The organism is Methanosarcina sp. 1.H.A.2.2, assembly GCF_000979975.1.
Taxonomy (GTDB): domain Archaea; phylum Halobacteriota; class Methanosarcinia; order Methanosarcinales; family Methanosarcinaceae; genus Methanosarcina.
Genome location: NZ_JJQL01000076.1, coordinates 13,710 through 36,759 on the forward strand (window position 1 = coordinate 13,710; position 23,050 = coordinate 36,759).

General features: G+C 42.1%; 16 protein-coding genes. 6 read left to right on the forward strand and 10 right to left on the reverse strand.

Annotated features, from left to right (window positions below; translation table 11 throughout):
* Positions 1-29: 29 nt before the first annotated feature.
* Entirely contained in the window at positions 30-1,055 is a 1,026-nt protein-coding gene (gene mtaA / locus EO93_RS11420) for a methylcobamide:CoM methyltransferase MtaA (RefSeq protein WP_048162630.1), read from the reverse strand.
* A gap of 168 nt (positions 1,056-1,223) precedes the next feature.
* Between mtaA and EO93_RS11425 the strand changes: the two genes are divergently transcribed.
* Positions 1,224-1,532, forward strand: coding sequence for a hypothetical protein (locus tag EO93_RS11425; RefSeq protein WP_048162631.1), 309 nt, complete (start codon positions 1,224-1,226; stop codon positions 1,530-1,532).
* A 99-nt stretch (positions 1,533-1,631) separates the two neighbouring features.
* On the opposite strand, the gene EO93_RS11430 is transcribed toward EO93_RS11425, so the two are convergent.
* The 4 genes from EO93_RS11430 to EO93_RS11445 all read right to left on the reverse strand — a co-directional run bounded on the left by EO93_RS11430 (position 1,632) and on the right by EO93_RS11445 (position 8,989).
* Positions 1,632-3,326 (reverse strand): histidine kinase N-terminal 7TM domain-containing protein, encoded by a 1,695-nt coding sequence (locus EO93_RS11430; protein ID WP_048162632.1) that lies wholly within the window; start codon positions 3,324-3,326, stop codon positions 1,632-1,634.
* A gap of 314 nt (positions 3,327-3,640) precedes the next feature.
* Positions 3,641-4,759, reverse strand: a complete 1,119-nt coding sequence (locus EO93_RS11435) for a hypothetical protein (RefSeq protein ID WP_235284231.1) — start codon at positions 4,757-4,759, stop codon at positions 3,641-3,643.
* A gap of 767 nt (positions 4,760-5,526) precedes the next feature.
* On the reverse strand, positions 5,527-7,281 hold the full coding sequence (locus EO93_RS11440; protein WP_235284232.1) for a hypothetical protein: 1,755 nt from the start codon (positions 7,279-7,281) through the stop codon (positions 5,527-5,529).
* Between the two features lie 646 nt (positions 7,282-7,927).
* The gene (locus EO93_RS11445) at positions 7,928-8,989 is read right to left on the reverse strand and encodes a hypothetical protein (protein ID WP_048162635.1); all 1,062 of its coding nucleotides are present in this window, start codon (positions 8,987-8,989) and stop codon (positions 7,928-7,930) included.
* Positions 8,990-9,464: 475 nt separating this feature from the next.
* On the opposite strand from EO93_RS11445, the gene EO93_RS11450 reads away from it, so the two are divergent.
* Entirely contained in the window at positions 9,465-10,004 is a 540-nt protein-coding gene (locus EO93_RS11450; protein ID WP_048135885.1) for a GNAT family N-acetyltransferase, read from the forward strand.
* Between the two features lie 54 nt (positions 10,005-10,058).
* Here EO93_RS11450 and EO93_RS11455 read toward each other — a convergent pair whose 3' ends face one another.
* A complete protein-coding gene (locus tag EO93_RS11455) occupies positions 10,059-12,644 on the reverse strand; it encodes a NosD domain-containing protein (RefSeq protein WP_048162636.1) in 2,586 nt (861 codons plus the stop codon).
* Positions 12,645-13,451: 807 nt separating this feature from the next.
* Between EO93_RS11455 and EO93_RS11465 the strand changes: the two genes are divergently transcribed.
* Both EO93_RS11465 and EO93_RS17545 read left to right on the forward strand, forming a co-directional pair.
* The gene (locus EO93_RS11465) at positions 13,452-13,709 is read left to right on the forward strand and encodes a hypothetical protein (RefSeq protein ID WP_048162638.1); all 258 of its coding nucleotides are present in this window, start codon (positions 13,452-13,454) and stop codon (positions 13,707-13,709) included.
* Between the two features lie 14 nt (positions 13,710-13,723).
* On the forward strand, positions 13,724-13,882 hold the full coding sequence (locus tag EO93_RS17545) for a hypothetical protein (RefSeq protein WP_156161308.1): 159 nt from the start codon (positions 13,724-13,726) through the stop codon (positions 13,880-13,882).
* Positions 13,883-14,357: 475 nt separating this feature from the next.
* Here the strand turns inward: EO93_RS17545 and EO93_RS11470 are convergent, their stop codons facing one another.
* A complete protein-coding gene (locus tag EO93_RS11470) occupies positions 14,358-15,671 on the reverse strand; it encodes an NAD(P)/FAD-dependent oxidoreductase (RefSeq protein ID WP_048162639.1) in 1,314 nt (437 codons plus the stop codon).
* 280 nt (positions 15,672-15,951) lie between these two features.
* Here EO93_RS11470 and EO93_RS11475 point away from each other — a divergent pair, with 280 nt between their 5' ends.
* A complete protein-coding gene (locus EO93_RS11475; RefSeq protein ID WP_048162640.1) occupies positions 15,952-18,666 on the forward strand; it encodes a calcium-translocating P-type ATPase, SERCA-type in 2,715 nt (904 codons plus the stop codon).
* Between the two features lie 174 nt (positions 18,667-18,840).
* Here EO93_RS11475 and EO93_RS11480 read toward each other — a convergent pair whose 3' ends face one another.
* The 3 genes from EO93_RS11480 to EO93_RS11490 all read right to left on the reverse strand — a co-directional run bounded on the left by EO93_RS11480 (position 18,841) and on the right by EO93_RS11490 (position 22,653).
* The gene (locus EO93_RS11480) at positions 18,841-20,022 is read right to left on the reverse strand and encodes a cation:proton antiporter (protein WP_048162641.1); all 1,182 of its coding nucleotides are present in this window, start codon (positions 20,020-20,022) and stop codon (positions 18,841-18,843) included.
* A gap of 250 nt (positions 20,023-20,272) precedes the next feature.
* Positions 20,273-20,938, reverse strand: coding sequence for an HPP family protein (locus tag EO93_RS11485; RefSeq protein ID WP_048162642.1), 666 nt, complete (start codon positions 20,936-20,938; stop codon positions 20,273-20,275).
* An 80-nt stretch (positions 20,939-21,018) separates the two neighbouring features.
* Positions 21,019-22,653 (reverse strand): flippase activity-associated protein Agl23, encoded by a 1,635-nt coding sequence (locus EO93_RS11490; RefSeq protein ID WP_048162643.1) that lies wholly within the window; start codon positions 22,651-22,653, stop codon positions 21,019-21,021.
* 80 nt (positions 22,654-22,733) lie between these two features.
* Between EO93_RS11490 and EO93_RS11495 the strand changes: the two genes are divergently transcribed.
* On the forward strand, positions 22,734-23,039 hold the full coding sequence (locus EO93_RS11495; protein WP_048162644.1) for a ubiquitin-like small modifier protein 1: 306 nt from the start codon (positions 22,734-22,736) through the stop codon (positions 23,037-23,039).
* Positions 23,040-23,050: the final 11 nt, after the last annotated feature.

Genomic DNA, 23,050 nt, shown 5'->3' on the forward strand with positions numbered 1-23,050 from the left:
AGGTTCTTCCTAAAGCCCCTCCGAAAGATTCACAATGAGCAGTACTCATCCCTTGCCCTGAAAAGCGCTTTTATATTCTCGAGAGGAGTATGGGGAGCGAGCCCGCAGCCCGGAGCAAGAATATCGATTCCGTCTTCAAGACATGCCCGGGCTTCAATTATAACCTCTTCAGGCCCTTTTGTCAGCAGGGTATCAGAGGGAGATACATTTCCTATCAGGCATGCCCTGTTGCCCACAATTCTCTTTGCAAAACTAACGTCCACCTTCTCTTCAATGCTGATTCCCTCAAACCCGGCATCTGCAAGAGGGTCAAGGACAGCTGTGGCGTCCCCACACATATGGAGGATTTTTAATCCCTGAACCTCCCTGCAGAATTTTCTGTGGAGTGGAAAAACAGATGTCTCAAACATCTGAGGGGCAATAATATCAGGACCGGCTTCGGAGTCTATGAGAACTACGGCATCTGCCCCTCTTTCCAGCAAACCGTTAGCGTATTCTATACAGGCTTCGGTCAGAGTTCCCATGAGTTCCTCAACAACTTCAGGGTTTGTCACAAACCACATTAGGTAGTTTTTCATCCCGGCAAGCATGGAAGCGAGTCCGGCAGGACCCACAAGCCCTGCAACAACAGGCACATCTTCCCCGACGTTATTCTTTATAATTTCAACCGCATCCAGTACTACCGATGTCCGCCTGCTTTCAAGAAGAGGATAGGGGACTGAAATATTCTTAACATCATTCTTTTTCTTGCAGGGGAAATCAGTCACGTAAGGCTGTATATCGACACTACCTTCAGCTACCGTACAACCCAGGGACTCGGCAAGCACCGTAGTGCAGAAAGGGCAGCGCACGTTTTCAAACCCTGCAATCTCATGGCCTGCCAGGGCAAGTGCCGCCATCTTGTGGGAGTCGTAATTAGCCTGAGGCCAGTAAGCTCCTGTCATATCCATGAGTTCGACAGTGCCTGTCTGGGTTACCGAACAGACAGGAACCATATCCGGGGATTCACCTTTCAGTGCCCTTTCAAATCTCTCTTTTAGGGTAATCTCACTCATTTTGTCACCAGATGTAAGTAGATATTATTTGAGATGTAGTTGTTAACTCAAAGAATGATTTTCGGAGAATATTTACTTATTTTATAATATACTAAGAAGAAGATATAAAAAGATATAAATTAAAAAAACTTCACAGAGATTAGGTAGAAGTTAACGGGTGAGAAGAAGATGGGAAAACAGAATGATCATAAGCAAGAAAACCAGTGGATGATACTAGCCTTTGCCATAGGTGCCGCCCTTGGAAGCCTTTATGGAGCTTTTATTCTTGGACCTGCGCTGGATAGTGTTGCGGAAGGGGCAGCTATAGGCATTGCAATGGGAATTGGAGCTGGAGTAAGTTTAGGAACTGTCCTGGAATTTGGGACCAGACCCGAGAAAAGGAACAAAAAAGAAAGTAAGCTACTGATCGCCGTGGTTGTTGCAACTTTAATTCTGGTCCTGTCAACTGTATTTATGGCTTATTCAGGTACTGCTTAATTTAATGAGGTCCGCCCTCTACATATTCTCACTTGCAGCAAAAACTAATTTAATTTTAGTTTCCAGTCTAAAAAATTCTCGTTTTAGGTTCAATACCTGTTATTGAGAAGAGGCTCTGCGCCAGTTTCCCGGTGGCACGCTAATTTCAAATCTTGCGCCTTCCCCTTCAATTCCTGTTTCATGAATTTCCAGGCCTGTAATGGAAAGTATACCTCTGACGAGGAAAAGACCAAGCCCGGTATTTCTACCTACGGATTTCTCAAAAATAAGTTCTTTCATGACAGGAGAGACCCCTATGCCATTATCCTTTACTTCGATTACAACACTTTCCCCGACTATATGAGAGCTTACATCAATCTCGCTGACGTGATCTCCATGGTTTCTTGCATTGTCAAACAGATTGTAGAAAGCTTTTTTGAGCAGGGGGTCGGCATATACATCAAGACCGTTATCCTCTATGGAAAACTTCAATCCCTGCCCGGAAAAGGCAAATGCCGCCTCTTTTGCAATGTTGCTTATAGACTGCCAGGTAGGGGAAACAACTCCAAGTTCCTGGTAATCCTTTGTGAAAATGATCTGGCTATGGATTGTTTCAATGCCTTTGTTAAGATTTCGGAGGTATTTTGAGATCCTGCGGTCTCCTTTTACATCCGGAGGAAGCATTTCCGAGATAAGCTCGGTATACCCTGAAAGTACATTCACCTGATTGAGAATATCGTGCCTGGTGATATTGCTCATGAGGTTTATCTTCTTGTTTGCCTGTTTCAAAGCTTCCTGGTACCGATGTATCTCCGTGATATCATGGATCATTACCAACTTGCCCTCTGAATCATCCCTTGTCATAAGGGGACTGACACTGACAGTGAAGAACCTTGTTTCCAAACCGCTCTTGAGTGAAATTTCCCTGCCGAAACTTCCCTCAGGCGAATCACCAAAAATCTCCACTCCCTCTCCGAAAATACCATTTAAGTTTTCTCCCATGACCTCTTTTCTTACTTTTCCGGCGAGTTCAAGTGCTGCCTTATTAATATCCACTATAGAGTTTGAAAAGTCCACAACAATGTACCCATCATTCATGGATTCTATCACACTCTCTCTGGCAACTGGAATAATGTTAAGGAACTCATGCTGGATTGTGCCCCAGAAGAGAATCAAACCGGTTATTGCAAAGGAAAAGGGAGTCGGATCAAAAAATTCAAAGGGCCCGATATCTGCTATGTGAAGTATATTTCCAATCACCGGAACACAAGCTGCAGTAAGAGCAATGGCTGCCTGGGTCCCATAAGGTGCGGTAAGGTGGACAAACTGCCTGAAAAAGAAAAAGATTCCTGCGAAGATCAAACCAAAGGAGTAGATATAAAAAAACCAGAAAAATGGCCCATGCTTAAGTACAAGGAGAGGAAAGCCTCCTGAAGCATCAAGATAGAAACCTTCAAAGTACAGCCCGTGAATACTGTTTGTAAGCATCAATAGAATTGCAAGGCAGGGAAAAAGAAAAAGCAGTTTCTCATACTTTCGTGCAAACTGCCTGCATACCCCAGAGTATTCGGCTGCAAATAAAAACCACGCTACAGGAGCAAAGGCAATCCCCAGGTACTGGAGATGGGCAAATAAATACTTAAACTCAATATCCAGGAATCCGATTTCAAAAGCGTAATTCACGGACCAGAGAGCCATGCAAAGCATAATTAATATAAAATGCTTTGCAAAAGGCAAACTGCGGTAATTAAAGGCTTTGTATGCTTTGATTGCAAGCAAAGTAGATATAAGCCCTGAAAAAATTAATGCCCCCATATAGGGAAACGCAACGGTGTGTATTTGCAGGCTGATAAGACGACCTTCCTTTTTACAATTATTATTAGGCGAATGGGGAGAGTCAGGAAATAGAAGTAAAAAACACCAGACGTTTTAATAGTAACATAAAGACTATCTATATAAATTTATGTATTTAAGCAAAGAGAAATAAGATTACGATTATACTGTCCACGAGATAAAATTCTTAGAAATAAAGATTGGGAGGGTTCAATATAAAATTTATATTACCCGGACCCTGACAGAAAAGGTGGAGATCCTTAAAGGAAAACTCCAGATAATTGCGATTTATTTGCTTACCAGACACCATTGTTTTTAAGAGTTGCAAGGATATTGGTAAATTCACTGTTGAACCTGCACTTTCCAAAATCAGGAGTGTCCAGGATTTTCTGCTTTACAGCCTGCAACTCATTCATAAAACATCTGGAATCTTCAAAACCGGAGAATCCGGATTTTCCGCCTTCTGGATACTCTCCGAAATGCACGATATTTTCCTCCAGGATTTCCAGGAACCTGGGATCAAGATCTTTTGTAAAATAAGTGTCCAGCACAAGGAGATTTACGATTCTCTCATAGAATTTTAGAAGCTCGTAGTCTTCGCTTCCGGAAATGTAAGGAGAATCAGTCCGGTAAATCTGTCCGTGAATATAGGTCAGATAGCTGGAAAGTGTGCTTATCAGAGATTCAAGGTTTTTCTCTTCAGGGAAAACAATAGGGAAACGCCTTAAAACTCCCGGATTCAGGCTCCCATTGTAAAGCCTGTCATTCTGGCAGATCTCGGAAAAGACCCTTGAAATTGAACTGTTAAGTGCAGCGAGGACGTAAAAATACCTGGAAGGGTCTTGAAGTACGATTCCACAACCTTTTTCAAAGAGATTGTTTCCTGCTGCGTCAAAAGAAGCCTGCAAGCTGTAATGATCCGAAACGACAATTTTCGGGGTATTGATATACTGCAACAGTTTGCAGTCTCCAACACTGTAATCTGCAGAAGAAAGAGATGTGGAATTGTGCTTAAAATTGTTTTTAAACTCCGTAATCCGGGCATATGTCAGGGGGTACCTTGCCTTCAATTCCTCAGGTTCAAGGAGTCGACACCCTTTCCTCAGACCATCGGCTTTAATTTCGTAAGGCAGCATGAAACAATAAGGAGAGGGATGGACCGCATATTCGTTAGAAAAGGCACTGTCTATAAACGGATATACAAGTTCTCGTTCGAGATTGATCTCCCTGTTCAGGCCCATACATTTATAAGGGGTTTCAGGAGAGTCATTTTCCGAAAGGCTTAACTTATGCAGATATTCGCTGTCAGTATTTATCCCGCAAAAAATATCTGCTGAAATATCATCCAGGGTGTTCGAAATCTTGCTTACTTTTTCTATAATACTGTTTTTGCTCCAGAACATGATAGGTTTCACTTCGTTATAATCGTGGAATTTATTTATGAATAGACTTATCCTTTCTATAAATAGACTTATCCTTAATCAGAAAATGATTTATTCCCGCCAGAAAAAAAAATCATTCAGAGTTGATCCCGGAAACAAAAGGGTTAACGGAAAATGCATTTCTCGTAGATAAAAAAACCCGGAAGGATTTGGACCATACATATTAACTTCTAATAAGTGGCTCCTTTAATCCGGCCCTGTAAAGGCTAAAAATTCTCTCAGGACTATCGTTTTTCGTTAAAATTTTCGAGCATTAAGGAGGGGAATAATCTGCCTGGATTGAGATCCATGCTCCCGCAGCATTAGGAGCCAGGGAAATTAATCCTTCTAAACAGCAAAGATCTGAACCTTTTACGGTCTCAGTGATTCCGACTGGAAAACTTGGCATTCTGCCCTGAGAGACTTTTACCCCGTGGGTTAGAAAAGGTCAATGTATATAAACATTTCACAAAAATCTAAAAGTATTGTATCCTGAAATGCTTTCGTAGATTCAAACCCATTGGGGAGTTCAATATATGAAGCAAATACAAAGTAGAAGTAGAATAGTGAGTCGTCTGTATCCGTTATACAACTATATCCGATATACAACTGTATCTGATATACAACTGTATCTGATATACAACTGTATCCTAGATACAACCTCAATAAAAAAAAATTAAAAAAGGGAAATGATTTTGGAATAAATCACAATTGTTTTAAAAAACAAACGTCCATTGGTATTTCTGTTTCTAGTGAAATGATCACTGTTCTGTGCCCTCCGGATGTATGTTGTAAGTGTGGTTATTTTCAACCGGGAATGTGATTGATCCGTCCCCTTCGACCTTGTAACCGAGGAATTCACCCGAGGTATTGTCGTAAACCTGCGTGTTGTCCCCGGCACTTATATTTACATTTATGAGTGCCCTGGCACCATTTGTGTTTGCCTTGAAAGTGAAATAATCATCCCTATATTCCAGAGAATCAAAAAATGCATCGTAGGTATTGCTATTTACCATGTAATATTCGTAAAACGACACTATGGATACATTATTTGAATCGTAGTTGTCAGCCCATTCCTGGAATTTTGGGTAGCTTATAGAGTACTTTATAGAGGGGTCTTTATCGGTTTGATGGGTAAAAACCGGATATGCCATCCCGGCCGATGATGCTGTTTCCCACCATCCCCAGGTATCGTCGTCCAGGTTTCCGACACTTTGTTCAGCATGAACTCCCGAGTTTCCATTTCTCCAGACCATTCCCAGGTTTTCATATGCATAAATTGCGTGTGTAATGTTATCACTATTTCTCAACGAACACCAGTTTGTCGGCTTCTCCCCTATTGTTTCATAGACGTACCAATACTCCTCATCCATTAATCTGTATGCTTCTTCGAGGGGAAGGATGGTCAATTCTTTGGAATAATGTATGCCAGTATCCCAGGAATCGTTTTCCACCAGACCCCGCAGGTATTCAATTTCCGTTTCATTGCACTTCTTGAGAAGTCCTACATCAAACCATATTGTGCCTTTATCCCCTCTGCTATTAAGGTAGTTGATGCCCTGCTCCGTCGTATTTTTCGGATGCGGCCCATCAAGTCCAAAGGCAAGCATTCTGTTATCTCCAATTGCTGTTATGAAATTTCTGTCCGCATACTGGTCTATGCTATGTATATTCACATCAAGGAATGTTCCTTTTCCGATGACAAAGCCCGTGAACTTGATGTACCCGTTTGAGAAATCCACATAAGGCAATTTCTGCCTCTCAAGATCATAAAATGGAGTTACTATGTATGTGCCATCATTTATGGCGATAGTATTTGTTTTGTTGTATCCGTCAAATATTATTTTGAAATCAGATCTATCACCGGCATTTTTCAGGTATATGGTTTCATATTTAAGTTCGCCGGAAGGACTTTTGTAATAGCTTTTTAGGACGGATTTGTTACCTATTTCGGTAATTATCATCCTTGAACCCGGACTATTGAGTTCAACGAAACTTTCAGGGTCGTCCGTATTTATATCCATTGAAATTTGATAAGTGCATTTGGCCATCGGCGTAAAGCCGCAGATATAAAGTGATCCTACCTGTTTCGATTGTTCAAGATAGTGAATCAATGGAATGGAAGCACATTTACAAAAATTGAATGTCTTTGAAGAGCTCCTGAAATATCCTACATATGTATCTGTTCCAAAATTAGTGATGGGATCTACAACCGGAAGTATGAAGTAAGAAACTGGAGAGCAGTCTCTTGTAGTTGTATATTTTAACCTCATCGAGGAATTATCAAAAATGACTTTTGATTCATGGATCCCGTAAATTGTTGAATACAGTATATCGGAAGTCCCATTCTGGAGTTTTGCGACAAAGGCATTTCCAGGAACACCATTATTCTCTGAATAGTTGCCCGTGAAAAGTAGAATATTACCTTGATTAATATTGGTGAGAGTTTTTGAACTGTTTGTGTCCCGGGAAACTCCGAGTTCTCCGGCACATGAGTAATTTAATATCAAGAACATAAAAAGAAATATTTTTATTTGATATGACCTCTCCATTTGCCCCCCTCTTCCTAATGATTTTCGAAATTTGCGTTAAATGTTATATTATATGCAGTCTCGTGTGTGCAAAATATATAATATGATTTGTATTTATTGCCCATTAATTCAAAAATTGACAAACTGCGTTTTAATATAGCAAATATAGACTATAAAAACTTTTGTTTAGTAGTAAAAGAAAGTACGGAAAAAAAATTGCATGTACAACAAAAGTAATTTATCTCAGTTCCTGTTGTAGTTACCACGCAGCTACTGTCAGGAACAGTTTAAGCCCGGACCTGAGCTTAACAAAATTCTAAAATAGCCTTCTCGGAGATTTCCTCTGGATTAAATGCTGACAAAGCATCTTCAGTTCGAAACACAAATTCATCAGAGGATTTTATGCCTATTCTTTCTTCCGTCTTCTTTTGACTGATAATCCATCTGATCTTCTTAGCATTTAGTTTCAAAATAGAGGATCATCCCAGCTAACATAGTATGCGAAATATTTTCGGGATAAAGGGTCAAATCTTAAAAAATAGCAGGTCGAATATTGGAAATGCCGGAGAGAAAAGAGTAAAAAGTGAGATTCTGAATACCTCAAATAGAAGTTATTCAGATTTCCTACTTATTAGAGGAAGCTAAGAACTCCAGAGAATTCGGCATCAAATGCGTACTTTTTAAAGTTAGAGGTTTCGAAAATCTTCTGCTTTATGTAGTAGAGTACACTCAGAAGGCTTTCACTGCTTTCAGATTCCATATCTCCTGCATATGGGTGGATATTATCTTCAAGGGCACCCAGAAGCTTCGGGTCAATGCCATCTTCAAAGTAGGCATCCATAACCAGAAGGTTTGAAATCTGCTCATAAAAGCCCGTAAGCTCATCAAGCCAGCCCGCAACACCATTTCCTGCTGCATATTTCTGCCGGTTAAGGAACATGAGATAGCCGGAAATAGTGGTGATCAGGTCCTCAGTCAGCCTGTCTTCAGGAAATACAATTGGGAAGCGTTTCATTACTGCAGGGGTTACAGAGCTTGAGTACACCATCTCAGACTCGCAAACTGCTGGAAAAAGTCTGGCAATCTGGCTGTTAAGGACTGCAGTTACATAAGGGTATTTTTCCGGTTCTTTAAGGACAATACCACAGCCGCCCTCAAATACATGGTTTCCGGAAGCGTCGTAGGCTGCCTGCAAACGGTAGCCTTCGGTAGCAATGATTTTCGGAGTGCCAAGGTACTCCAGAAGTTTCTTGCCCCTTACACTATAGTAGTCTGCGGAGTCAAGAGGAGAGTTGTCGTGATCGAACTGATTTTTGAATTCCAGGATTCTCCCGTATGCCATAGGGAACCTGACTTTCAGATCCTCTGGAGGGATTATTCTGCCCTCCTTCCTGTTGCCTTTGTCTGACAGCTCATAAGGCAGCATAAAGCGGTAAGGTGAGGGGTTAAATGCAAATTTTTCGGAAAATGCGCCTGAGACGTAGGGATAAATAAGTTCAGGCTCTAAAATTACGGGTTTACAGAGGCCTTCACAAAGGTAAAGCGAGTCAGAATCGCTTCCTTCTGGAACTGCAAGCCTGTGCAGCAACCCATTTTTGGTGCTAATGCCTCCAAAGATGCTTTCGGAGATGTCTCCAAGTTTAGTCGGAAGTTCACAGATTTTTTCTACAATTCGGTTTTCATTCAGGAACATCTATTTTTCACTTCTTAGAAATATATTGAGAAAATTCCTTTTCTCTTGTTTTTACTCTCAGAGCTGGATCTTGTCTGAGTTGTTGAAAAATAATTTTATCTCAGCACTCTGAACTCTGATGTCCCATTAAAACAATCAAAATCCGGTCTGAAACGCAGGATAGGGTTTGTATAATTACCTGCAGGAAATAGTAGAATAGCATAAGTATATAAATATATTCGCACTGAAAATTAATTATAAATATAAATCATGACAAATAGCCAAAGTAAATCCAGACCAATAAAAAAAACGTGGAGCAGCGACTCGTATTATTTAAAGGAGAACTATTAGAAGCAGCTCTAAGTAGAATAAAAAATAAGGAGGTGGAGAAATAAATCTCTATTTGATGCAAAGTTTCAGGCATATAATCTGTTATTCAAGGAAATGCAGTGACTGACTAAATAAATTTAAATACTGATTTTTAGACTATTTATATATGCAAGGAAGCAAATATTCCGAAAAGTATTTAATAAGAGAAGCTACAGCCGAAGATATATCCGGAATGCTTGAGGTCTTTAACTATTACGTTGAGAATAGTTTTGCAGCGTATATCGAAACTCCGGTTGGCCCCGAGTTTTTTCAAGCTGTTCAGAGTCAAAATGAGCAGGATGGAAATGAGCATTTTCCTTTTTATGTTATTGAAGAAATGGGAAAAATAATAGGACTCGGAGCCCTGAGACCATATTTTCCATTCCCGAATTTCCGGCACACAGGTGTGGTTTCCTATTTTATCCTGCCAGGGCACACAAGAAAAGGCCTTGGGTCCGGGATGCTGGACAAACTCTGTACGGAAGCCAGCGAAAAAAAGATGAAAAGCCTCCTTGCAAATGTGTCCTCAAAAAATGAAGCCAGCCTGAACTTTCATCTGAAACACGGTTTTATTGAATGCGGGAAGTTCCGGGAAGTCGGAACTAAATTTGGGAAATATTTTGATATCGTATGGCTGCAGAAGTTCCTTGAGGAAGATCGGGAGTAAAATCAGATAAAATCAGATAAAACAAGAGTAAAAAAGAGAATTGGAAAAGGAACATTAAAAAGAACCTGCAAGGGGCAGATAATCAATGTTTCCTTTACCCATATCGTAAGCTGTCTCACAAATACCATCACCATCGGCGTCTGGATTTGACTGACTGAAACCATTCCCTTCAGGTGAAGCCCAGAAGTTCCCACCCAGGAAAGATTTTCCAACAATATTGGTGCCTGAGTTTTTGCTTACATTCCAGACATTGCCTGAACTTTTGCCTTCGGAATATAGATTTTTCGTGTTGTTAAAGTAATTATTATAGATAATATTGTTATTTGAGTCAAGAATGCAAATGCCATATCCTGAATTCGAATCCACTATATTGCTGTTAAACGTGTTATTACCGGAAGAGTTAAGATAGACACCGTACTTTGAATTTAAATTTGCACTGTTGCCAGTCAGAACGTTTTTGCTGGAGCCTTTCAGGTAGATGCCAATTCTATTGTTTGGTGCCCTGCTGTCACTCAGTGTGTTGTCATTGCTGAAAGAATCAAGCCAGAAACCATAACTGCTGTCAGATGCTGTATTGCTGGCAAGCACATTTTTGCTGGCGTTATGCAGAAGGATTGAGACCTCACTGTAAGAAGCGGTGTTGTTTTCCAGTTCGTTTGCAGTAGAATCCCATAGACTGATACCATACTTCTTGTTGTTTAATGCCATATTATTGTCAAGTACATTTTCGTTTGAAGCTTTCAGGTAAATACCCACTTTATTAGTATATGACGCCCTGTTCTCATTCAGAGTATTACCGTTACTTGACGAATCCAGCCAGATACCATAGTTGCTGTTAAATACCTTGTTATTGCCAAGGATGTTTCCGCTGGAGTTATGCAAAATAATACAGACATTGCTGCTGTTTGAGGCTGTATTGTTACTTAACGTATTTTCGCTTGAGTCCAACAGATTGATGCAGGACCCGGGGTTATCGAACGCCGTAATGCCGGAAACTGTGTTTCTGCTGGAGGCTTTCAGATATATGCCGATATTATTGTTTGCTGCAGTATTATTTTCCAGTACATTGCCGAGGGAAGAATCCACCCAGATACCGTAACTGCTGTTGGAAACCCTGTTATTAAAAAGTATATTTTCGTTTGAGCTACGCAGCAGGATACAGGCATTGCTATATGAGACTATGTTGTTGCTAAGAGTGTTGTTGCCTGAGAAATCAAGACGGATACCGAATCCCGGATTTAAGTTAAAATTGTTTCCTTGAATATAGTTCCCGACAGCGTTCTGAAGAATACCCTGGTAGTTAAATAATTCGTTGTTTTCAATGCGGCACTCTTCAACCCCATAAAGGTGAATTCCGGAATTGGGGGAACTTATATTTCCTGTAACATTGAACCCACTAATAACCACTCCATCAGCTGTGACAGAGAAAACATCCTCCGAGCTACGGACTGCCTGAACTCTGGTATCCGAAGGGCTGCCAGATGCCGAAACAACAACCAGATCTTTCACATTTATTTCTACGTTTTCCACATAGATGCCCGGATAAACAAGAATAGTATCCCCTGGATATGCACTGTATACCGCAGCCTGGATGGAGGTGAAATCGGCAGCATGGTCTGCGCTGTTGCTTACGGTAATTACCGTGGACTTCGATTCTTTGAGCGGGAGATAATCAATGAACCCGCTGCCTTCAATATCATACATGGAATCAAAGATGCCGTCAAGGTCAGTATCCCTGACACCCATCGGATAGACAGTTCCGTCAGGTCTTCCCCAGAAGTTACCACCAAGGTGAGACCCGCCTACAATATTAGTGCCTTCGGATCTCGTTGTATTCCAGAGATTTTCCCCTGCGGCCAGTTCAGATTCCACGTTCACTGCATTATTAAAATAGTTGTTATAAATGAGGTTACTGGAAGTTTCGTAGATTTGCAGGCCCACTTTTGTGTTAGACTTTATAGTATTGCTGACCAGAACATTACCGTTTGACACACCTGTAAGAGAAATACCCCCATCATTTTCCGAAACCGTGTTATTTTCCAGTGTGTTGCCAGGAGAATCAAAAAGTGAAATTCCACTGCTACAGTATGAAACGGAGTTATTTCTCAGAATATTGTTCTGACTGTCACCAAGGCTGATGCCTGTCAGGCTATCCGAAACATCATTATCAATCAGGGTGTTACCTGAGCTAAACATGTAAAAATCGATGCCACAGCTATTATTCGAGAGTATATTATGCTCAATGTGGCAGTCAGCAACTCCATATAAGTGAATCCCGGCAGCTGAGTCCGATCCTCTTATGCTAAAGCCCTTAATGCTCACTTCATTTGCCCAGATACCGAAAACGTCTTTAGAACTATCAGCTGCCTGAATGATTGTATCTGAAGAGTTGCTGGATTCGGAAAGAATGGTCAGAGATTTGGTAATTTCAATATTTTCCTCGTAAATGCCTGGTTTGACAATTATTTCATCGCCGGGATTTGCAGCATTTACTGCAGCCTGAATGGATGTAAAATCAGCAGCCAGACCTGTATTGTCATTTACCGTAATTGCGATAGCTGCTGCATTTCCTGTAATCACGAGATTGAACGCGAGAACTGCTATGAAAACGATTATGCTTTTTCTTTTTGTTTGATACATGGTAAACTCCGTAACAAAATTCTTGAATTCTGTAACGAAACCTATTTTTCGGACAATTATCGGAATTAATAGTCGGATCTCAGAGGTTTAGGGGAGAGACCTTCTCTAAAGCGCTACAGGTGACCTCAAAAATTCTAAAAATTAACACGGCTACCTCGCTGCTCTCATGGATATAAGAACAATGTTTTAAGCCTAGGCACCTAATATTTGAAATTTAATTAGTATGTTAAAAAATAGTACAGTTATATAAAATTAACTCAAATGTTGGGAAGTTGGGTATTTGAATACTTCATTTCCTCATCAATCAGGATTGATTTTGTGTAAATTTTTTACAAATGGCGACGTTTCCAGCAAACTTACATCCTAAATTCGATCCATTTACTTACCTGAGCCCCGAAGGCGAAACTCCATATGGAAAAATTAAAGGTTGGGAACAAAGAAGCCGAATAAATCAAAATTGCGCTGGCGCACCCCGCAGCAAGCTAGCGGGGTATTCGACTGAAATAAAGGGACAAACGTTTACTGAGTGAGTGAACCGGGATTAAACCGGGAAAAGGAAAAAAGCCTTGGAAAAGTTACTGAAGAAAACGCCTTATTTTTGATTAATTTTTAGCTTAACAAAAAGCCAGAATCGGCGACATAGCAAATATAGGCCCTCAAAACTCCGGTCCTTAGCTTCTTCTTTTAAAGTATCGAATTTAACTAAAAAGTTAGAGAAGTCCAGGGTTTTAAACATTCTTTTAGAAAAACAGGAATAATTGAAATAGAATAATCGAAATATAAATAGATGGGGGGAGAGTTAATTTGATGGGTAAGAGAGCTTTGCTGCTATTAGTATTCATTCTATTTATTGTACTTCCGGCTGCAAACATAGATTGGATAAAGTGTATGGAAAAGTCCGGTTCTGCAGCCGGAGATTTGCCAACGGACCTGACAGAAGGCGAGATAAACCGCAGTAATGACGGAAAATACAGGGATGGCGTGGTTGATAATTTTGATTATTATTTAAATCCGGGATACCCAGCGGGATTCACCCACGCTACTGGAAATAGAGGGAGTGGATAAGTACGCAATGCAGAGTGAACCTGAAGAGATGCGTAAAAAGCAAAATAAAGCAATTATGCTGCGGGGATGAGTTCTCAGGTTATGGAAAACCCGGGATGCCAGAACCTTTAGCCCTGGCTCAGGTTCTTACAGGTAAACACATAAAGGGGGATGCCCGTGACAGGATAGGGTGAATACGAGTCGCGGTTAAAGAGATCTTTTTTAGAGGTGAAAATATTAAAGAGGTCTGGATTCATGAGTTGGCGGGCCGGAGGTTCTGAAGTACGAAGATGCCCACGAGCTCCAGCCAGGCCCTGGAAAGAGGTCTTTGTAAAGTACCGATAAATCAAATTGCACGCGGCTACCCCGCCCTAAACAGGCTGTTCGACAATTATTTTCAGTAATAACGGAATTTCTTCGGTCTCGATTATACACTCAGAATGGATGAAACGAAGGCTTTTCTGGTGAACAATTATGGAAAAATTGAAAATGAGTGAAAGTAGTCATTCGGACCTGCAGCAAATCAGAATTACTGTTTGAGTCAAAATGATCTTAGCTTTGGATCTTAGCTCTGGATAATTATTTTAGTTAAAAGCATTTGAAATAGCTCCCTCAACCGGATATAGACCATAAACTTAATGAATATTTTAACTTAGCATTTACCTGAGTTTAATTTCCTTTTTCTTGTATCAGCAGTTCAGCCGATTCAAACCCGGCTTTTACCGAGCCATTCATACTCCTTTCCGGATAGTTGGTTGATGAGAACATACCTGCAAGGTAAAGTCCGGATGGGCCTGCAGCAAAAGGAAGCACATTTTTAAGGTATCCCTGTTCGTATACAGGAGCGGTATCTATTCTACGGTAGAGTTTCGTCCAGTGAACCTCTTCTCTTGAGAATCCGGGAAACATTTTTTCGAGCCCTCTCAGATAAGAATCAATGACCTGTTCTTCTTTTTGCGTCCAGAGAGCACTTTTTTCGTCCTGGAAATAGGACGTCACATAGACCAGATGCTCACCATAATCTTCAAAAGGCAAATAATTAGTGTGCTCGATTACGGCTCCAAAAGGCACATCGGCTTTTATGTTCAACCAGTAATTCCCATCTTCCATAAGCTTTCTGTCAAGCCCGATCAAAGCGCACGCAGTCCCTTGATAACGGATATTTTGTAAGGAATTATGCAGGGCTCCAAGCTTGCCTCCGGTGATTGCGTCCAGTGCCATTGGTTCTACAGTTGAAATAACTGCATCGCAGGCTATAAAATCCCCGCCAACTACCACTCCCTGTACGGAATTGCCTTTGATCACAATTTCCGTTACTTCCTTAGTTGTTTGAATCTCTCCCCCATTTGCAGTTATTTCCCCTGCCAGAGCTTCTATAAGGGAGTTAAAACCTCCTCTCATGTACCCCAGTTTCTCTCCTTCTTTTCCCCTATCCGACCTTATTTTCACTCGCCCGATTAGCCAGGCAGCAGAAACGTTTTCAGCATTGTCTCCGAATTTGCTTTTCATCAGGGGAGCAAAAAAGTTTTCATACACCGACTTTCCTGCAGTATCGAGGATCCAGTCCTTTGCCTTTATTTGATCATAGGGCGCCGTGTCTTTAATCAGTCTTATCCTGAAGACCAGCAGGCCAAGTTTTACCAGGTCAAGAATAGAAAGAGGGCTAAAGTGTAAGATCTCAACAGGGGTGTTCATAGGATAGTTCTTACCATCCACGAAATAGGCGTTTTTTGCTTCCAGCCATAGCATCTGCTTTTCAAGCCCAAGTTCCCTTATAAGGGCAAGAAGTTCCGAATCGCTCCTGAATATATGGTGGTAGTACCTTTCAATAAAGTATTTTTTTTCGGAGTGTTCCAGACAGTAGCTTGCTGCCATTCCTCCAATATCCGGATCTTTTTCAAAAACGATTACTTCGTTAGATTTACAGAGCCTGTAACCTGCTGACAAACCGGCAAGTCCGCTTCCGATGATTACTATCTTCATGTATATTTTTCCCTCTGTTCGTTAAATTTTTAAGTCAATTTTTGAGAATTGGCATTTACAACCTTGCAATTTCGATATAGAGAAACAGATAGATTCTAGAGAAATAGATAGACCCCACATCTTTTTTCAAGGAACGGTTTTGTAGAACTGCAAATTACGTAAACTACCCCTTTGCATATCGATATGTCTAACCGCTATATATACATTAAACTCATTTATATTATAGCACAGTACATACTGAGTGCAGAGCTATCGGGTTACAAAAAGATGAGGGTCAGGGTTGTACTACGATCAGAAAATTAGCTCGGTTTTTGAGGAGCTGAAGACATCAGAGGAAGGGCTGAGCTCCGGAGAAGCTGAAAAAAGACTGGAAGAGTATGGGAAAAACGAACTTAAAGAAAAAGAAGAAATCTCTGTCTTTCGCCTCTTTCTCTCACAATTTAAAAGTATTTTAATATTTATCCTGATAATTGCTTCCATTGTTTCGGCTTTACTTGGGGAAACCATTGATGCAATAGTGATTTTATTTACGGTTTTTCTTGCTGGAGTTCTCGGTTTTGTGCAGGAGTACAGAGCTGAAAAAGCAATTGAGCTTCTCAAATCCCTGACGTCTCCGGAAGCAGTTGTAATAAGAAATGGGACCGAAAAAAAAATCCCCTCAACAGAACTGGTTCCCGGGGACATTATTCTGCTTCAAACCGGGGACCGCATTCCTGCAGATGCCAGGATAAGTAAAGAGTTCAACCTTAAAGTGGACGAATCCTCGCTCACCGGGGAATCCGTGCCTGTCCAGAAAATTACCGGTTCCCTGCCTGCAGACACCCCAGGAGCTGACAGGAAGAACATGGTCTATGCAGGGACTGCAGTTGCCTATGGAAGAGGAAGGGCTGTTGTCACGGCAACTGGCATGAAAACCTCTTTTGGAGAACTTGCCGGGCTTCTCGGGACAATAGAAAGGTCCAGAACCCCTCTGCAGGAAAGCCTTGATAAATTCGGCAGATTGATTGGCGGGGCAACTCTTGTAATTGTAGCTTTTGTTGCAGTGCTCGGTGTATTTTCCGGCTTTCCCCCTCTTGACATGTTTCTCTGGGGTGTTGCGCTTGCAGTTGCCGCTATCCCTGAAGCCCTTCCTGCGGTTGTGACAGTAGGGCTCGGGCTTGGAGTAAGGCGCATGGTCAAAAGGCATGCCCTTGTAAGAAAACTGCCTTCCGTAGAAACGCTAGGTGCTACAGATGTTATCTGTTCTGACAAGACGGGCACACTTACTCAGAACAAAATGACGGTTGAAAAGATATATGTTAACGGGCAGACCCTCAAGGTCACAGGAAACGGGTATAACCCTGAGGGAAAATTTCAAAAAGGAGATTCAGAAGTACCGGAGGACAATACACATCTTCGGATTCTTTTGCTTGGGGCTGCTCTCTGCAACGATTCAAACCTTCATAAAGAAGAAGACGGATGGAAAATTACAGGAGACCCGACAGAAGCAGCTCTTGTGGTCGCTGCGGCAAAGGCTGGATTTGAAAAATCCGAGCTTGACCGGAAATATCCGCGGCTTGGAGAAATCCCTTTCTCTTCCGAAAGTAAGAGAATGACTACCTTCAATAAACTGGAGGATAATCCGGGTAACTTTTTTGATTCCGAGCTTGTGACTTTTTCAAAAGGGGCTCCAGAGGTCATCCTTGCCTCGTGTACGAAGACTTTCCTCAACGGCGAAATGAAAGCTTTAACCCCCGAGCACGAACAGGAGATCTCCGAGCAGGTTAAGGAGCTTGCTGATCAGGCGCTGCGGGTTATGGCCATTTCTTTCCGCCCGCTTGAAGAAAACTTTTCTCCCGAAAAAGTTTCGTTCGGGGAAATCCCTGTAGAGAAGATCGAAGAAGACATGGTCTTTTCAGGGTTAATTGGCATGAGAGACCCTCCCAGGGAAGAAGTGAAAGCTGCAATCAAAACCTGTGAGGATGCCGGCATCAAGACTGTAATGATAACAGGAGACCATAAGGTTACAGCAGCTGCAATTGCGCGAGAACTCAGGATTTTGAAAGAAAACGACCTTACACTTACTGGTTCTGAACTTGACAGCCTTGAAGAGAGTGAATTTGAAGACAAAGTTGAAAGGGTCTCGGTTTACGCCCGGGTCTACCCTGCCCATAAACTGAGGGTAGTAGAAGCTCTAAAAAAGAAGGGCCATGTTGTGGCGATGACCGGAGACGGGGTAAATGATGCTCCTGCCCTGAAAGCTTCGGATATGGGCATAGCAATGGGCATTACAGGCACTGATGTGAGCAAAGAAGCCTCAAGCATGATCCTGACCGATGATAACTTTGCGTCCATTGTCTCGGCAGTTGAAGAAGGACGAAATATATTTAAAAATATCAAAAATTTCATCACCTACGGACTCACAGCCCATATAGGGGAAGTCCTGATCGTCCTCATAGCAATTCTGGGCTGGCAGATCCTGCCTTTGCTTGCCGTACAGATCCTGTGGATCAATCTGATTACAGATGGTCTCCCTCCTATGGCTCTTTCTGTTGAACCTCCTGACAGGGGGCTTATGAAACAGAAGCCGAGGAACGTTGAAGAAGGGCTTATCACCCGCCGTGAAATCGCTGCCGGACTGGGGCTGGGAGGGCTTATAGCCTCACAAGCACTGATAGTTTTAGTCTGGGCTCTGGACAGCGGTTTTCCCATTTCGAAACTGCAAACTATGATCTTCACACTTGTGGTCTTTTCAGAGATGTTCAACGCCTTCAACTGGCGTTCGGACAGGTATTCGGTTTTTTCACTGGGACTTTTTACAAACAAGCCTCTGGTCTACGCTGTCCTGACCACAGTGATTCTGCAGTTGATGGTGGTTTACGTCCCGTTCCTTCAATTTGCTTTCGGGACAGTTCCCCTTTCACTTTCTGAGTGGGGAATCATACTGGCTTTAGCTTCCACCACACTCATCTCGATGGAGATTGTAAAGTACCTGAACGCAAGGAGAGCCCACTGATCAAAAAGTGAATTGAGTTTGTCCGGCTCTCTGATTCAAGCAGTAATGTCCATGTTCCTTTTTCCGAATAAAAACAGTCATTCCCCTGTTCCGAAAAGTTATTCCCCTGTTCCGAAAAGTCATTCCCCTGTTCCGAAAAGTCATTCCCCTGTTCCGAATCCCAGAATTAAGCAGTCAGGCCCTTATCCTATCATCGGTTTTCTTTTTTCTTTCAGTTTTAATCGCAAACTTCAAAAGCGGAGGTGAAACCAGAATGGATACAACCACCATAAGCACTATCCCCGAAAATATTTCCTGGTTGATAATCTCCAGTTCCCTGCCTATGGTCAGTACCACAAGTTCTACCCCTGCCCTGGGCATGACTCCTATCCCGAAGATAAGGCTTTCATAAAAATCGAAACCTATGGCTTTTGACCCTATGAAACCCCCTATTAGCTTTCCTGAGAGGGCAAAGAGGACAACCAGGAGGGCAAAAATGCCTGTGTTTCCCAGGGTGGACAGGTCAATTGAAAGGCCTATAAATGCAAAAAAAAGAGGGATCAAAATCCCGTAAGCCAGTCCTTCTACTTTGCTCTGCACGTCCTGGATTTTGGCAAGGGGAATTTCCGAAATTAAGATCCCTCCTATGAACGCTCCTATTGTTGCATGAAGCTCAAAAAACTCTGCAAGATAGGCAGAAAAAAGGGCTACCATGACCACAAAGGAAAATACTGCTTCTTTTGCATGCATTTTCTGAGCATAGACAAAAAGCCTGGGAAAAAGATACTTTCCGAGGATATACATAATCAGCAGAAAGAGCAGAATTTTTCCTGCAATCGTAAGAACGCCCAGAACTGAAGGCACGCGGTGAAAACGGGAAAAGGTAACCACCACAGAGAGCAGAAATATCCCTATAATATCGTCCAGGATTGCCGAGGAGAGTATTACTGTCCCTGGCCTGCTGGAAAGGTAGTTCAGGTCTATAAGGGCTCTGAGCACCACTCCTATGCTTGTAGGGCTGAAAGCAACTGCCATAAAGAGGCTTTGAAGAAAACTGAAATCAAAGATTTTTCCAAGCCAGAAACCGAAAGCAAAGGCAAAGGCGACCTGAAAAAGTGTAGGAACAAGGGCAGCCAGCGCTGCAGGTTTCAGGTCCCTTAAGCTCACTTCTTTATATCCTGCAGTGAAAAGCAGAAAAATAGCCCCAAGCTGGGCAAAGAAAGTAATTACTCCGGTTTCTACGTTAAGAAAAAGCACTCCAAGTAAGATACCTGCCAGAATTTCTCCCATGACTGAGGGGACACCTACTCTTTCTGCCACCTCACCCAGAATTTTCACACTGAAAATCAGGAATAGTATCTGAAACAGAGCACTCACTGCTGTTAGTCCCCCACTCTTTGCTTTTTTACCCCAAACTCCTTTTTCTCAGGACTTATCCAGAGCTTTTTAGATCTCAATTTCCGTTTCCAGCTTTATCCCTCTGTTTTGTTCTCCGTTTAATCTCTCAATTTCCGTTTCCGGCTTTATCCCTCTGTTTTGTTCCCCGTTTAATCTCTCGATTTAATTTTCCGGATTTATCCCCTCTACTTTAGTCTCTGTTTTATCCCTCAATTTAATTTTCCTGCTTTCATCCTTTTCTTTTTTCGTCCCCTATTCTTTCCTTCTTTCTTCTTCTACAAATCTCCTTTACGAGATCTTTCTTGGAGATAATTCCTGCCAGTTTTCCATTTTCGCTGACGCATACGCGGTCAAACCTGTGCTTCATCATAAGATCCGAAGCGTCTTTGAGTGTAGCGTTAAGAGAAATTGTCACAGGATGCGTAATCATTACGTCTCCCGCTTTTCCTCCAAGAGACCTTATAGCTGTAAGAGGGGTATGTTTTGCTCTGGGAACCAGACACAAAAGCAAGATTTCAAGAACGATATCAAGATCAATAATTCCCACAAGCTCATTATTCTTATTCACTACCGGGAAAGTATGGTAGGGAAGCTTCCCAAAAAGCGAAAAGACTTCTTCCAGAGGAGTGTCTTCCTGGATTGTTACTACCTCTCTGGTCATAAGTTCTTTAATTGTTATCCAGAGGCAACGCTCAAAAATTTCGACGATCTGTTCGGATGGAGGACCAGCTTCCGGAAACCCTTCAAGCGAATCAGGTAATTCTTCTCCCTTTTCAGAAACCTTTTCCAGCTGTTTATCTTTTCTTTTTTCCTTTTCTTCTCTCTCTTCGTTGCTGCTTCCTTGAGAGGAGTTTCTTCCTGCAAGATTATTTGCCAGAGAGAATATTTTGTCCATAACCAGCCCCCATTTATAGAACTCTCCCCTTTTTACATATTATTTGTGTTCTCCAGCACTTTCTTCTCTGTATATGGGGTTTATCCGTTCATTTCAAGTTTCTTCTTATAATAGAGGGTGAAATCCCTCCCGGGGCGCAGGGTAAAGTTGTAAGAGGAGTACTCTTCTGCAGAGATTTCCCTGTACATATCATAGGACATGGGCACAATAATAGCATCGTACTTACTGCTTGCAGGAGGTTTTGAAGAATACCCCACTTTTTCATAGTCCTCCAGGTACCAGGGCAGAGGCCAGTACAACTTATTCGGGTCAACCACATAAAGCCTTAGACTTTCAGGCCTTCGGTCTAAACCTTCTATCTTTTCCATGAGCTCCCGAATATCCGGAGAAGCCTGTGTATACGTCATCAGCTCTGCCGGCTCCATGCTCCTGTAGTAATTTACCGAGATACACTGGCCCAGAGAGATTAGCAGGGCGAGCGCCAGAATTCCTGCTGTTAAAGTACGGGCTTTTCCGGGATGTTTTGCCCGGAAAGACGGTTTCGACCCTGTCAGAGGGCTTAGATTTCCTTCCAGAAGCTCCTGTTCCGGCATTACAGATTCAGTATTTCGGGAAAATAGTTCTCCCAGATAAGCTCCTGCCAGGATTCCAACGGGCAGGACAATATGTACAACAAGCCAGGGAACTTTTTCCTGAAGGTAGGAATAGAGCAGAAGGCTGGTAAATGCCCAGTAACAGAGGAAAAGGAAAAATGGAACATTTCGACCTTTACTTTTCAGAAAATGGAAAAATCCTGCAGTCCCAAAGAGTATAACCGGAATCTCGTATCTGAAAAGGATGGGGATATAATAATAAAATGGACCTCCGATCCTCTCTATCCTGTGCATTGCCAGCCAGTGGGTAAAAGCCCTTTCTACGATTGAGAAAAGGGAAATATCGTTCCTGAAAAGGCTTGTATAAAAAAACATTATAATGAAAATGGAGAGAGCCCCTGAAAGAAGAATTTCAGGGAGGAAGGGTAAAAGTACCGAAGCTTTGCGGAGGAGGGTCTTTTGCAAACTCAGGTTTTCTCTCTTCCAGGTGGAATAAATCCAGTATAGTAAGCCCATCCCGGCATAGGCTCCGAATATAAGTATGATAACGTAGGCATTTTCCTTTGCAGTTACGGCAATGGCAAGGGAGGAAGCTGTCAGGATAAGGTAAGGGTACCGCTTTGAGCTGTGAATATTGTCGAGATAGCGGAATACACCTGTAACAGCAGCCAGAGTGCAAAACACAATTATCATATCATTTCTGAAGAACCTTGAGAAGTAGACCATGCTTGGAGAAAATGCAAGCAGAAACATTGCCCAGAGCACTCCGCTTTTTCCCAATTCTTTCTTCAGCAAAAAGAGCAACAGAATAGTTGCCACTCCGAAAAAGACCGGGACCAGGCGAGCTGTTGTATCGTTTATTCCCAGGAAATGGAAGACAGCTGCAGTAGAATGGAAAAGAAAGGGACCGTGGTAGGCTGGATTATAACTGTAATCCCCGGTTTCAAGCAGTTTGAGGGTAAAACTGCCGTGTACGCTTTCATCATGATGAAAAACCCTCTCTCCAAGCTCAAATAGTCTGAGGGCGAGGGCAAAAAAAACGATCAGAAGCCCGAAAAGCCTGTACTTTTTATCAGAGAGCTTCGGTGAATTTACGGGGTCAGAATCTGGACTTTGCTGCATTGTTTCCCAAACCTTCCGGTGATGGCTGTTCCTTATAAGGCATAGGTATATTTAAGGAATAGGATGAAATAGTCTTCCTCATGGCTGAAGTAAAAATTAAGTTATTTGCAAATCTGCGTGAGGCAGCAGGCACACCAGAACTCCTGCTTTCCGGAGAAAAGGTCATTGATGTCCTGTTATCCCTCACCGACAAACATCCGGAGTTAAAAAACCTTATTTTTGAAAAAAGCGATGACAAAAGTGATGAAAAAGGCGAGACCCCGGTCCTTTGCGGCTCAATTAATGTCCTGGTCAACGGAAACAATGTCCGGCACCTGGAAGGGCTTGATACTCTTCTAAAGGACTCGGATGAAATTGGAGTTCTACCTCCCGTTTCAGGAGGCTAATTTTTTTAAGG

What these genes read in the sequence shown, in the direction of transcription:
- mtaA (WP_048162630.1), bottom strand. Translation starts at nt 1,055, where the DNA reads ATGAGTGAGATTACCCTAAAAGAGAGATTTGAAAGGGCACTGAAAGGT.
- EO93_RS11425 (WP_048162631.1), top strand. Translation starts at nt 1,224, where the DNA reads ATGGGAAAACAGAATGATCATAAGCAAGAAAACCAGTGGATGATACTA.
- EO93_RS11430 (WP_048162632.1), bottom strand. Translation starts at nt 3,326, where the DNA reads ATGGGGGCATTAATTTTTTCAGGGCTTATATCTACTTTGCTTGCAATC.
- EO93_RS11440 (WP_235284232.1), bottom strand. Translation starts at nt 7,281, where the DNA reads ATGTTCTTGATATTAAATTACTCATGTGCCGGAGAACTCGGAGTTTCC.
- EO93_RS11445 (WP_048162635.1), bottom strand. Translation starts at nt 8,989, where the DNA reads ATGTTCCTGAATGAAAACCGAATTGTAGAAAAAATCTGTGAACTTCCG.
- EO93_RS11450 (WP_048135885.1), top strand. Translation starts at nt 9,465, where the DNA reads ATGCAAGGAAGCAAATATTCCGAAAAGTATTTAATAAGAGAAGCTACA.
- EO93_RS11455 (WP_048162636.1), bottom strand. Translation starts at nt 12,644, where the DNA reads ATGTATCAAACAAAAAGAAAAAGCATAATCGTTTTCATAGCAGTTCTC.
- EO93_RS11465 (WP_048162638.1), top strand. Translation starts at nt 13,452, where the DNA reads ATGGGTAAGAGAGCTTTGCTGCTATTAGTATTCATTCTATTTATTGTA.
- EO93_RS11470 (WP_048162639.1), bottom strand. Translation starts at nt 15,671, where the DNA reads ATGAAGATAGTAATCATCGGAAGCGGACTTGCCGGTTTGTCAGCAGGT.
- EO93_RS11485 (WP_048162642.1), bottom strand. Translation starts at nt 20,938, where the DNA reads ATGGACAAAATATTCTCTCTGGCAAATAATCTTGCAGGAAGAAACTCC.
- EO93_RS11490 (WP_048162643.1), bottom strand. Translation starts at nt 22,653, where the DNA reads ATGCAGCAAAGTCCAGATTCTGACCCCGTAAATTCACCGAAGCTCTCT.
- EO93_RS11495 (WP_048162644.1), top strand. Translation starts at nt 22,734, where the DNA reads ATGGCTGAAGTAAAAATTAAGTTATTTGCAAATCTGCGTGAGGCAGCA.